The following is a 12,613-nucleotide window of genomic DNA, read 5'->3' as shown; positions in this document are numbered from 1 at the left end:
TGACTTGCGGTCAGCATCCTTAACGATGACTTACTGAGAGAGAAGCCTATGTTTGGTGGAAAAGGCGGTCTGGGTAACCTGATGAAGCAGGCCCAGCAGATGCAAGAAAAAATGCAGCAGATGCAGGAAGAAGTGGCCCGACTGGAAGTGACCGGTGAATCCGGCGCAGGCCTGGTAAAAGTCACCATCAACGGCGCGCACAACTGCCGTCGCGTTGAGATCGACCCGAGCCTGCTGGAAGACGACAAAGAGATGCTGGAAGATCTGGTGGCTGCCGCGTTTAACGACGCAGCCCGCCGCATCGAAGAGACGCAGAAAGAAAAAATGGCGTCCGTGTCCGCCGGTATGCAGCTGCCGCCAGGCTTTAAGATGCCGTTCTGATGCAGACCAGTCCGCTGTTAACGCAGCTTATGGAAGCACTGCGCTGCCTGCCGGGCGTTGGCCCGAAGTCGGCGCAGCGCATGGCGTTTACCCTGCTGCAGCGTGACCGCAGCGGCGGAATGCGCCTGGCGCAGGCGCTAACGCGCGCGATGTCGGAAATCGGCCACTGTGCCGATTGCCGCACCTTCACCGAGCAGGAGGTATGCAATATTTGCAGCAACCCTCGGCGCAAGGAAAACGGCCAGATTTGCGTGGTAGAGAGCCCAGCGGATATCTACGCTATCGAGCAGACCGGGCAGTTTTCCGGTCGCTACTTTGTGCTGATGGGCCACCTGTCGCCGCTTGACGGTATCGGGCCGGATGACATTGGGCTCGATCGTCTGGAACAGCGTCTGCGTGACGAATCGATGCAGGAAGTGATCCTCGCGACCAACCCAACGGTGGAAGGAGAGGCGACGGCGAATTATATCGCCGAGCTCTGCGCGCAGTATGGCGTAGACGCGAGCCGTATCGCCCATGGCGTACCGGTCGGCGGCGAGCTGGAGATGGTTGACGGCACCACGCTATCCCACTCGCTCGCCGGGCGGCATAAGATTCGTTTTTAATCAAACGGAGGCGCTTTTCGGGGCCTCCGCTTGAAAACTTCTCCCTCTGTCCCCATCTCACCCTCAACGGTTTTTTTACCATTAACAATGGCATTGTTGAGGTTGATTTAGATGAAAGGACAAGAAACTCGTGGTTTTCAGTCAGAGGTCAAGCAGCTTCTGCACCTGATGATCCATTCTCTTTACTCCAATAAAGAAATTTTCCTGCGTGAGCTGATTTCCAACGCCTCCGATGCGGCCGACAAGCTGCGCTTCCGCGCGCTGTCCCAGCCGGATCTGTACGAAGGCGACGGCGAACTGCGCGTGCGTGTTTCATTTGATAAAGACAACCGCACCCTGACCATCGCCGATAACGGTATTGGTATGAACCGCGATGAGGTCATCGACCATCTCGGCACCATCGCCAAGTCCGGCACCAAAGCGTTCCTTGAGTCCATGGGCTCTGACCAGGCGAAAGATAGCCAGCTGATTGGTCAGTTCGGCGTAGGTTTTTACTCGGCGTTTATTGTCGCCGATAAAGTCACCGTCCGTACCCGCGCGGCGGGCGACAGCGCCGAAAACGGCGTATTCTGGGAATCCGCTGGCGAAGGCGAATATACCGTTGCCGACATTAACAAAGCCGATCGCGGTACCGAGATCACGCTGCACCTGCGCGAAGGCGAGGACGATTTCCTCAACGACTGGCGCGTGCGTTCGATCATCAGCAAATACTCCGATCACATCGCGCTGCCGGTGGAAATTGAAAAGCGCGAAGACGTTGACGGTGAAACCGTCATTAGCTGGGAGAAAATTAACAAAGCCCAGGCGCTGTGGACGCGCAATAAGTCGGAAATCAAAGACGACGAGTACAACGAGTTTTATAAGCACATTGCCCACGATTACAGCGATCCGCTGACCTGGAGCCACAACCGCGTTGAAGGTAAGCAGGAGTACACCAGCCTGCTGTATATCCCGTCGCAGGCGCCGTGGGATATGTGGAATCGCGATCATAAACACGGCCTGAAGCTGTACGTGCAGCGCGTCTTCATCATGGATGACGCCGAGCAGTTTATGCCGAACTACCTGCGTTTCGTCCGCGGCCTGGTCGACTCTAACGATCTGCCGCTGAACGTGTCGCGTGAAATCCTTCAGGACAGCAGCGTCACCCGCAATCTGCGCACCGCGCTGAGCAAGCGCGCCCTGCAGATGCTGGAGAAACTAGCGAAAGACGACGCGGAAAAATATCAGACCTTCTGGCAGCAGTTTGGCCTCGTGCTGAAAGAGGGGCCAGCGGAAGATCAGGCTAACCAGCAGGCCATCGCCAAACTGCTGCGCTTCGCCAGTACCCATACCGACTCCGCCGCGCAGACCGTGTCGCTGGAAGAGTACGTCTCCCGCATGAAAGAAGGGCAGGAGAAGATTTACTACATTACCGCCGACAGCTACGCTGCCGCGAAGAGCAGCCCACATCTGGAACTGCTGCGTAAGAAAGGCATTGAAGTGCTGCTGCTTTCCGATCGCATCGATGAGTGGATGATGAGCTATCTGACCGAGTTCGACGGTAAGCCGTTCCAGTCGGTGGCGAAAGCCGATGAGTCGCTGGATAAGCTGACGGACGAAGTGGATGAAACCACTAAAGAAGCCGAGAAGGCGCTGGAGCCGTTCGTTGAGCGTGCCAAAACGCTGCTCGGCGACCGGGTGAAAGAGGTTCGTCTGACCCATCGTCTGACCGATACGCCGGCCATCGTCACCACCGACGCGGATGAAATGAGCACCCAGATGGCAAAACTGTTTGCCGCTGCGGGCCAGGCCGCGCCGGAAGTGAAGTACATCTTTGAACTGAACCCGCTGCATCCGCTGGTAAAACGCGCCGCGGATACCCAGGATGATGCGCAGTTCGGCGAGTGGGTTGAGCTGCTGCTCGATCAGGCGCTGCTGGCCGAGCGCGGTACGCTGGAAGATCCGAACCAGTTTATCCGCCGCATGAACCAGCTGCTGGCGTCGTAATCTTTACCCTCACTCTAACCCTCTCCCCGTGGGAGAGGGCCGGGGTGAGGGCATCAAACCGCACTCTACGTAAAATATCTCACCATTAACCGTTTCAGCCGCCCCGCCTTCCTTGAGCCATCCGCGTTCTGGTGGTATGGTTTAGCGTTTTTTGAAAAATTGAATCAACTTTTGAGGGGATTTTCGTAATGCGTATTATTCTGCTTGGCGCTCCGGGCGCGGGTAAAGGAACTCAGGCTCAGTTCATCATGGAGAAATACGGTATTCCGCAAATCTCCACCGGCGACATGCTGCGTGCCGCGGTGAAGTCAGGCTCCGAGCTGGGCAAACAGGCGAAAGATATTATGGACGCCGGTAAGCTGGTCACCGATGAACTGGTTATCGCCCTGGTCAAAGAGCGTATTACTCAGGAAGATTGCCGCAACGGTTTTCTGCTGGACGGTTTCCCGCGCACCATTCCGCAGGCTGACGCCATGAAAGAAGCGGGTATCGCCGTGGATTACGTGCTGGAATTCGATGTTCCTGACGAACTGATCGTTGACCGCATCATCGGGCGTCGCGTTCACGCCGCTTCCGGCCGCGTTTACCACATCAAATTTAATCCGCCGAAAGTTGAAGGCAAAGACGACGTGACCGGCGAAGAGCTGACCACCCGTAAAGACGACCAGGAAGAGACCGTGCGTAAGCGTCTGGTTGAGTATCATCAGATGACGGCTCCGCTGATCGGCTACTATCAGAAAGAAGCCGAAGCGGGCAATACCCAGTACGCGAAAGTCGATGGCACCAAAGCGGTGGCCGACGTTCGCGTTGAACTGGAAAAAATCCTCGGTTAATTCCTTAGTTCTCATCCCGCCGCGGCGGGGTGAGAACTCCTCTCATTTTACCTTTTTCTATGATTGGTTCCGTTTAGCGCCATTTCAGCTACAATTGTCAGCGATTCAAATGGTTAAGAGGCGGTAATGCATCAGACGAAAACAGGTATCTTATTAGCCAATTTAGGCACTCCCGATGCGCCCACGCCCGACGCGGTAAAGCGCTATCTACGACAGTTTCTTAGCGATCGGCGCGTGGTGGATACCTCCCGTCTACTGTGGTGGCCGCTGCTGCGCGGCGTGATACTGCCCCTGCGCGCGCCCAGGGTCGCTAAGCTCTATCAGTCTATCTGGATGGAAGACGGCTCTCCGCTGATGGTCTATAGCCAGCAGCAGCGGCAGGCGCTGGCCGCGCGGCTTGCGGATACGCCGGTGGCGCTGGGGATGAGCTACGGTTCGCCGTCGCTGGAGAGCGCGGTTGATGAACTGCTGGAGCAGGGCGTGGATCACATCGTGGTGCTACCGCTCTATCCGCAGTACTCCTGCTCCACCGTGGCGGCGGTCTGGGATGAACTAGGGCGTATCCTTGCCAAAAAGCGCGCCATCCCCGGCATCTCTTTTATTCGCGACTACGCCGATGACGTGGACTATATTCACGCGCTGGCCGCCAGCGTGCGCGCGTCCTTTGCGGTGCACGGTGAGCCAGATTTACTGCTGCTCTCCTATCATGGCATCCCGCAGCGGTACGCCCAGCAAGGGGATACCTATCCTCAGCGCTGTCGCGATACCACCCGTGAGCTGGTTTCAGCCCTGGGGCTGCCGCCTGACCGGGTGATGATGACGTTCCAGTCGCGCTTTGGTCGTGAGCCCTGGCTGACGCCCTACACCGACGAAACGCTGAAAATGCTCGGTGAGAAAGGGGTGAAGCATATTCAGGTTATCTGCCCCGGCTTTTCCGCCGATTGCCTGGAGACGCTGGAGGAGATCGCGGTGCAGAACCGGGAAATCTTCCTCGAAGCCGGCGGCCAGCAATATGAGTACATTCCGGCGCTTAATGCGGACACCGCGCATATTGAAATGATGGTCAACCTGACGGCGAAATATCGCTGATCGCGCGTGCGGCGGGGAGTATGCTACTATTCCCCGCTTGTTCACTGTCAATAAATCGCCACTATGAAATTTCCCGGTAAACGCAAATCCAAACACTATTTTCCCGTCAACGCTCGCGATCCGCTGCTGCAGCAAATTCAGCCGGACAATGAGTCTAACGTCGCCTGGGTGGTCGGCATCGATCAAACCCTGGTCGATATCGAAGCGAAAGTGGATGAGGCGTTTATCGTACGCTACGGCCTGAGCGCCGGGCATTCGCTGGTGATTGAAGATGATGTCGCTGAAGCGCTGTATCAGGAACTGGTTCGCAACGACCTGATTACCCACCAGTTTGCCGGCGGCACCATCGGTAACACCATGCACAACTACTCGGTGCTGGCGGATGACCGTTCGGTTCTGCTTGGCGTCATGTGCAGCAATATTGAAATCGGCGGCTACGCCTACCGCTATCTGTGCAACACCTCCAGCCGTACCGATCTGAACTACCTGCAGGGGGTGGATGGGGCGATTGGGCGCTGCTTTACGCTGATTAGCGACTCCGGCGAGCGCACCTTTGCGATCAGCCCCGGGCATATGAACAAGCTCCGTCCGGAAAGCATTCCGGAAAGCGTCATCGCCGGCGCCTCCGCGCTGGTGCTGACCTCCTATCTCGTGCGCTGCAAGCCGGGCGAGCCGATGCCGGACGCGACGATGCAGGCCATCGCATATGCGAAAAAGCACGATGTACCGGTGGTCCTGACTCTGGGGACCAAATACGTTATCGCCGATAATCCTGCGTGGTGGCAGGCGTTCCTCAAGGAGCACGTCTCTATTCTGGCGATGAACGAAGAGGAGGCGGAAGCGCTGACCGGACTATCCGATCCGCTGCTGGCTTCCGACAAGGCGCTGGAGTGGGTTGACCTGGTACTATGCACCGCCGGGCCTGCCGGGCTGTATATGGCCAGTTTTACCGAGGATGAGGCTAAGCGCAAAACGCAGCATCCGCTTCTGCCGGGCGCGATTGCCGAGTTTAACCAGTATGAATTCAGCCGCGCGATGCGCCATCAGGATTGCGAAAATCCGCTGCGTATTTATTCGCATATTGCACCCTATATGGGCGGGCCGGAGAAGATCATGAATACCAACGGCGCGGGCGATGGCGCGCTGGCGGCGCTGCTGCACGATATCACCGCCAATAACTATCATCGCAACAACGTGCCGAACTCCAGCAAGCACAAGTGCAAGTGGCTGACCTATTCATCGCTGGCGCAGGTGTGTAAATACGCTAACCGCGTGAGCTATCAGGTGCTGAACCAGCACTCGCCGCGTCTGACCCGCGGCCTGCCGGAGCGTGAAGATAGCCTGGAAGAGGCTTACTGGGATCGCTAAGCCGGTAAGTAAAGCCGGCCCCGAGACGTCGGGGCCGGAAGCATTAACCGGTTATAAGCTCGCCTGCTGGCGGCGTTTCGAGCAGCTGCAGCATGGCGCGGGCGATTTCCCGCTCGCCCATCACCACCTGGTTGGCGCCGCGTTCAACGATATACTCCACTTCATCGTCGTAGTGGGCGCGCGCGATGATCTCGATATTCGGGCACTTCTCGCGCGCGGAAGCCACGATTTCCCCGGCTTCATAGCCGTTAGGGATGGTCAACAGCAGCCAGCGGGCGCAGTCCAGATGAGCCAGATTCATAATCTCTTCATTGGCGGCGTTGCCTAATACCGCGCGAATACCGCGTGCGCGCAGTTCGTCGACGCGGGTACGCGAGGTTTCGATAACCACCAGCGGCACGCCCTGCGCCATCAGTTTTTCACCGAGCAGGCTCCCGACGCGACCGAAACCGACCAGCAGCGCGTGGTTACAGATATCGACGGGGATCTGTTTCTCATCTTCAAGCACTTCTTCCAGCGTCTGTTCGTCCAGCGTCTCCGTTTTATCGAGATATTTTTCCAGCAGGGTAAACAGGACCGGGTTGAGCATGATGGAGATAATGGCGCCGGCAAGCACCAGGTTTTGCCCGGCCTGCGGCAGCAGATCCAGCGCCATTCCCAGCCCTGCGAGAATAAAGGCAAATTCACCGATTTGCGCCAGGCTGGCGGCAATGGTCAGCGCGGTGCGCGGCGAGTGGCCGAACATTCGTACCAGGAAGAAAGCGGCGGCCGATTTACCGAAAATAATGATGACCAGAGTCGCCAGCACCGCCAGCGGCTGATCGAGCAGGATCATCGGGTCAAACAGCATTCCTACGGAAACAAAGAACAGTACGGCGAAGGCGTCGCGCAGCGGCAGCGTATCGTGGGCCGCGCGATGGCTGAGCTCGGATTCATTGAGCACCATACCGGCGAAAAAGGCGCCGAGGGCGAAGGAGACGTCAAACAGCTCAACGGCGCCGAAGGCGATGCCGAGCGCTAACGCCAGCACCGACAGCGTAAACAGCTCGCGCGAGCCGGTTGCCGCGCTGCGTGACATAATCCACGGCACCAGGCGGCGGCCTACCAGCATCATAATGGCGATAAAGGCAACGACTTTACCGATGGTAATGCCCATATCGAGGGCCAGGGTAGCCAGGCCAACGTCGCCTTTCTCAGTCATGCTGGCGACCGCCGGCAGCAGCACCAGCGTCAGCACCATTACCAGATCTTCCACAATCAGCCAGCCGATGGCGATTTGCCCCCGCTGGCTATCAATAAGCTGTCGTTCTTCCAGCGCGCGCAGCAGCACCACGGTACTGGCGGTAGAAAGACACAGACCAAAAACGATCCCGGTCATTAACGACCAGCCCAGCATGGCAGAGAGCGCCATACCCAACAGCGTCGCCACTGCAATCTGGGCGATAGCGCCCGGAATGGCGATGGCTTTGACCGCCATCAAATCTTTTAAGGAGAAATGCAGACCCACGCCGAACATCAGGAGGATCACGCCGAGTTCGGCCAGCTCCGGCGCCAGCTTGGTATCAGCAACAAAACCTGGGGTAAAAGGTCCGGCCAGCACGCCCGCTAATAGATATCCCACCAGAGGAGAAATACGTAGCTTATTGGCAATCATGCCGAGAATAAAGGCGAGCACAAGGCCGCCGACAATGGTGGTGATTAGCGGTGTTGCGTGGTGCATTCCGTCTCCTTGCAGTGGTGAGCTGATCCATTTTCGGCATATACCCGTCATACTTCAATTTACATGGGCGTTGGCTTTCCTCGCTCACCCCAGTCACTTACTTCAGTAAGCTCCAGGGGATTCCCTGCGTCGCCGCCTTCCTGCAACTTGAATTATTTAGGGTATAAAACCAAAAAACCGAATAATAGTTTATGACAATTTTAGCGGTTTTGTTTATGAATAATCGTTGAATTTTGCAGAAAGATGGAATTGGCATGCAAAAAAGCACGGACAGCAAAATGGCAGCAGCTTATGTGGGGTAACGCTGGTGGGGTAAGGGATTGAGGCAGCCAAAGTTACACTTTGGCTGCCAAAGAATCAGGACTTTTGGTGGTTGTTAGGCAGAAATATCGTCAGGATGCCAATCAGTGGCAAGAAAGCGCAGATTTTATAGACCAGCTCGATACTGGTATGGTCAGCTAACAGCCCCAGCACCGCGGCGCCAAGGCCACCCATGCCAAAAGCGAATCCAAAGAACAAACCAGAAACCATACCGATCCGACCCGGCAACAGCTCCTGAGCGTAGACCAGAATGGCGGAAAAAGCCGACGCGAGGATAAAACCAATTATCACCGTTAAAATGCCGGTCCATTCCAGCGATGCGTAGGGTAAAACAAGAGTAAACGGCGCTACGCCAAGGATAGAGCCCCAAATAACATATTTTCGCCCAATCTTATCGCCTACAGGCCCGCCAATCACCGTTCCCGCCGCGACGGCAAAAAGGAAAGCAAACAGATGAAACTGCGCGTTTTGCACCGATAATCCAAACTTTTGCATCAGATAAAAGGTGTAATAGCTGCTGATGCTCGCCATATAGAAGTATTTTGAGAAAATCAGCAGCAAAAGAATGCTAACCGCCAGAATGACTTTGTTTTTCGGCAGTGGATTGACAATGACCGCTTTGGGTTTACCTTTGTTCATACGGTGCTGAGCGGCATACCAGCGGCTGATCTGCGCCAGTACGACGATCGCCAGCAGCGCCGCCAGGACAAACCAGCCAACGTTACCTTTGCCGTAGGGCGCGATAATCAGGGCCGCAAGCAGCGGGCCTAACGAACTGCCAAAGTTGCCGCCGACCTGGAATATCGACTGCGCCAGGCCATGGCGCCCGCCGGAGGCCATCCGAGCCACGCGAGAAGACTCCGGATGAAAGACCGACGATCCGGTCCCGACCAGCGCGGCAGCGAGCAGAACCATGCCAAAGCTTCCCGAGATTGCCAGCAGCACCAGACCGCTCAGGGTAAAGCACATGCCAATCGGCAGCGACCACGGCATCGGATGTTTGTCGGTCAGGTAGCCGACAACCGGCTGCAGTAGCGATGAGGCCAGCTGGAAGGTGAGAGTGATCATCCCAATCTGCACAAAGGTCAGCGAGAACTCGGCCTGGAGCAGCGGGTAGATAGCCAGAATAAGCGATTGGATCATATCGTTCAGCAAATGCGAGAGGCTGATGGCCCCGAGAATGCGAAACGAGGTGCGTGCTTTTTGCGGCGCAGCAGCAGGGCCGGATAAGGGTTGTGCGGTCTGATTCATTGCCATAGGTTCGCTTAAGTGTTTTTTATAGAGGATGCAGGTGGAATTATTATCTGCCTAACATACCTGCCGCTAAGGTTTGAAGGAAGTCGCAATTCTGAAAACATATTTGTCTAATCCGCTAACTCGCTATACTTTCGGCACTTGTTACTTTGTCAGGGAGAGAAATATGCACCTTATTAAACGAGGCGTCGCGCTGGCGCTATTCACGGCGTTATCGCTGGGGAGCCTGTCAGCGCAAGCTTATGAGCAGGATAAAACCTATAAAATTACCATCCTGCATACTAACGATCATCATGGCCACTTCTGGCGCAGCGACTACGGCGAATACGGGCTGTCGGCACAAAAAACGCTGGTAGACAGCATTCGCAAAGAGGTGGCGGCAGAGGGCGGCAGCGTGCTGTTGTTATCCGGCGGCGATATCAACACCGGCGTGCCGGAATCCGATTTACAGGACGCGGAACCCGATTTTCGCGGGATGAACCTGATTGGCTATGATGCGATGGCGGTAGGCAATCACGAGTTTGATAACCCCCTTAGCGTACTGCGTCAGCAGGAAAAATGGGCGAAGTTCCCGTTCCTCTCCGCCAATATTTACCAGAAAAGCACCGGCGAGCGTCTGTTTAAGCCGTGGGCGCTGTTCAAACGCGGCGGGCTGAATATTGCGGTTATCGGCCTGACGACCGACGATACGGCCAAAATTGGTAACCCTGAGTACTTTACGGATATCGAGTTCCGCAAACCGGCGGAAGAGGCCAAACTCGTTATCCAGGAGCTGCAGCAGAATGAAAAACCGGACGTTATTCTGGCCACCACCCACATGGGCCATTATGACAACGGCGCCCACGGATCGAATGCGCCGGGCGACGTCGAGATGGCGCGCAGCCTGCCGGCAGGTTCGCTGGCGATGATCGTCGGCGGCCACTCGCAGGACCCGGTATGCATGGCCTCTGAGAATAAAAAACAGGTGGATTACGTTCCGGGCAGCCCGTGCGCGCCGGACAAGCAGAACGGTATCTGGATCGTCCAGGCCCATGAGTGGGGCAAATATGTGGGCCGCGCCGACTTCGAATTCCGCAACGGCGAAATGAAGCTGGTGCACTATCAGCTGATCCCGGTCAACCTGAAGAAAAAGGTCACTTACGACAACGGCGAGAGCGAGCGCGTGCTCTATACGCCACAAATCGCCGAAAATCCGCAGATGCTCTCCCTGCTGACGCCGTTCCAGAATAAGGGCAAAGCGCAGCTGCAGGTCAAAATCGGTAGCGTAAACGCGCACCTGGAAGGCGATCGCAGCAAAGTGCGTTTTGTGCAAACCAATATGGGACGTCTGCTGCTGGCGGCGCAAATGGCGCGCAGCAATGCCGATTTCGCGGTGATGAGCGGCGGCGGCGTGCGTGATTCGATTGAAGCGGGCGATATCACCTATAAAGACGTGATGAAGGTACAACCTTTCGGCAACGTGCTGGTGTATGTCGATATGAGCGGTAAGGAAGTGACGGAGTATCTGACCGCCGTGGCGCAGATGAAGCCCGATTCTGGCGCCTATCCGCAGTTTGCCAACGTCGGTTTTGTGGCCAAAGACGGTAAGCTTAATAATTTGACCATCAAAGGCGAACCGGTCGATCCGGCGAAGACCTACCGTATGGCGACCCTGAGCTTTAACGCCACCGGCGGCGACGGCTACCCGCATATCGATACCAGGCCCGGCTATGTGAATACCGGCTTTATCGACGCCGAGGTGCTGAAAGAGTATATCCAGAAAAACTCACCGCTGGACGCGGCAGCTTATGAACCGAAAGGCGAGGTCAGCTGGCAGTAACGTCAGAGCAGCGCCCCGGTGGCGCTGCGCTTACCGGGGCAACAGGTCTGAGCGGTTTGGGATTTTGTAGCCCGGACAAGGCGCGTCAGCACCGCCTCCGGGAGTGTTTTCTGACGAAAAACCGTCAATTAATCGCGACGCGCGATATCGGCGAATTTTGCCTCAAGGATCTTCGCCAGATCGCTGGCCGCCAGCTCAATATCCAGCCCGCGTTTGCCGCCGGAAATATAGATGGTGGCAAACGACTGGGCCGGCGCGTCAATCACCGTCGGCAGACGTTTTTTCTGCCCGAGCGGGCTGATACCGCCCACCAGATAGCCGGTGACCCGCTGCGCGACCATCGGGTCTGCCATATCGACTTTCTTAGCGCCTAAAGCCTTCGCCACCTTTTTCAAATCCAGCTGACCCGCTACCGGCGTCACCGCGACGGCCAGATGCTTCGTGTCGCCGTTGACGGCGACCAGCAGCGTTTTATAGACCTGGTCGGCGTTGAGCCCCAGCTTACGCACCACCTCATCGCCAAAATTGGTTTCGTTCGGATCGTGATCGTAGCTGTGAATGTGAAAACTAATTTTGTTTTTTTCGAGTAATTTTACGGCGGGAGTCATCGTTATCCTTCTTACCAACCGATTTAATGTGACATAAGCATACGCCCGACGGCTGTCTAAAAAATAGTATCATCTTGCGCAATAGTATTGGCAGTGATGGTCACTTTGAGCGACAATCAGACGATCCGGGGCGCGAACCCCGGGATAATAATAATGATGAAATTCCTCTTTGACGGGCCAATAGCAATATTGGCCATTTTTTTACGTCAGCATGTCCGGCAGATTTCCTTCCCCGTACAAATGAAGCGCCCCTACGGCAACCACGTAGCGCCCCGGCGGCAGCGCCAGCAGCGTTTCGCGCCAGGCGAGATTGCGCTGATGCATCAGCACATCATATAGCGACTGGCTAAACGTTGTCGGCAGCGAGGTTGCGCCCGTTGACGGCGGCTGCTCCAGCCACCAGCCGATCATCACCTGCAGCAGACGGGCATTCGTGCGCCAGTGGGTGAGGGTATCCTCCAGCAGCGCCAGGCCGCCGTCGGGCAGATCCCGCAGCAGCGCTATCTGGCTGTCGGCTCCCTCCAGCTCCATCACGCGGATATTGCTCTCGCGCGCCGCCATCAGCAGCTGATAATCAATGCCGTAATCCGCCCTTAGCCCCAGTTTTTGCGCCTGAGTCGCCTGCAATA

At 56.5% G+C, this 12,613-nt stretch carries 11 protein-coding genes; 7 read left to right on the top strand and 4 right to left on the bottom strand.

Features of this window, described 5'->3' with window-relative positions; translation table 11 throughout:
- The first annotated feature begins 48 nt into the window (after nt 1-48).
- From HMPREF1144_RS17760 to HMPREF1144_RS17735, 6 genes are all read left to right on the top strand, one after another.
- The gene (locus tag HMPREF1144_RS17760) at nt 49-381 is read left to right on the top strand and encodes a YbaB/EbfC family nucleoid-associated protein (RefSeq protein ID WP_004099673.1); all 333 of its coding nucleotides are present in this window, start codon (nt 49-51) and stop codon (nt 379-381) included.
- Nucleotides 381-986, top strand: a complete 606-nt coding sequence (recR, locus tag HMPREF1144_RS17755) for a recombination mediator RecR (protein WP_004129946.1) — start codon at nt 381-383, stop codon at nt 984-986. Before HMPREF1144_RS17760 ends, recR begins: the two co-directional genes overlap by 1 nt.
- A gap of 111 nt (nt 987-1,097) precedes the next feature.
- Nucleotides 1,098-2,972, top strand: coding sequence for a molecular chaperone HtpG (gene htpG / locus HMPREF1144_RS17750; RefSeq protein ID WP_009653565.1), 1,875 nt, complete (start codon nt 1,098-1,100; stop codon nt 2,970-2,972).
- Between the two features lie 188 nt (nt 2,973-3,160).
- Nucleotides 3,161-3,805, top strand: coding sequence for an adenylate kinase (gene adk, locus HMPREF1144_RS17745; protein WP_009653605.1), 645 nt, complete (start codon nt 3,161-3,163; stop codon nt 3,803-3,805).
- A 126-nt stretch (nt 3,806-3,931) separates the two neighbouring features.
- Nucleotides 3,932-4,894 carry a ferrochelatase gene (gene hemH, locus HMPREF1144_RS17740; RefSeq protein ID WP_009653568.1) on the top strand — a complete coding sequence of 321 codons (963 nt, stop codon included), beginning with the start codon at nt 3,932-3,934 and terminating at the stop codon, nt 4,892-4,894.
- Between the two features lie 63 nt (nt 4,895-4,957).
- Nucleotides 4,958-6,262 (top strand): inosine/guanosine kinase, encoded by a 1,305-nt coding sequence (locus tag HMPREF1144_RS17735; RefSeq protein ID WP_004137947.1) that lies wholly within the window; start codon nt 4,958-4,960, stop codon nt 6,260-6,262.
- A gap of 43 nt (nt 6,263-6,305) precedes the next feature.
- Here HMPREF1144_RS17735 and ybaL read toward each other — a convergent pair whose 3' ends face one another.
- Nucleotides 6,306-7,982 carry a YbaL family putative K(+) efflux transporter gene (gene ybaL, locus HMPREF1144_RS17730; RefSeq protein ID WP_004848368.1) on the bottom strand — a complete coding sequence of 559 codons (1,677 nt, stop codon included), beginning with the start codon at nt 7,980-7,982 and terminating at the stop codon, nt 6,306-6,308.
- Between the two features lie 357 nt (nt 7,983-8,339).
- On the bottom strand, nt 8,340-9,560 hold the full coding sequence (locus HMPREF1144_RS17725; RefSeq protein WP_004848370.1) for an MFS transporter: 1,221 nt from the start codon (nt 9,558-9,560) through the stop codon (nt 8,340-8,342).
- Nucleotides 9,561-9,723: 163 nt separating this feature from the next.
- Here HMPREF1144_RS17725 and ushA point away from each other — a divergent pair, with 163 nt between their 5' ends.
- Nucleotides 9,724-11,376 carry a bifunctional UDP-sugar hydrolase/5'-nucleotidase UshA gene (gene ushA / locus HMPREF1144_RS17720; RefSeq protein ID WP_004848372.1) on the top strand — a complete coding sequence of 551 codons (1,653 nt, stop codon included), beginning with the start codon at nt 9,724-9,726 and terminating at the stop codon, nt 11,374-11,376.
- Between the two features lie 128 nt (nt 11,377-11,504).
- Here the strand turns inward: ushA and ybaK are convergent, their stop codons facing one another.
- The gene (gene ybaK / locus HMPREF1144_RS17715; RefSeq protein ID WP_004848374.1) at nt 11,505-11,984 is read right to left on the bottom strand and encodes a Cys-tRNA(Pro)/Cys-tRNA(Cys) deacylase YbaK; all 480 of its coding nucleotides are present in this window, start codon (nt 11,982-11,984) and stop codon (nt 11,505-11,507) included.
- Between the two features lie 201 nt (nt 11,985-12,185).
- Nucleotides 12,186-12,613, bottom strand: a 428-nt coding sequence (locus HMPREF1144_RS17710; RefSeq protein WP_042927982.1) for a TraB/GumN family protein, incomplete at its 5' end; no start/stop codon positions are given.

Origin of the sequence: Klebsiella sp. OBRC7, assembly GCF_000293135.1 — a bacterium.
Taxonomy (GTDB): domain Bacteria; phylum Pseudomonadota; class Gammaproteobacteria; order Enterobacterales; family Enterobacteriaceae; genus Klebsiella; species Klebsiella michiganensis.
The sequence above is the reverse complement of the archived record's forward strand: the minus strand, read 5'-3'. Positions and strand labels throughout refer to the sequence as shown.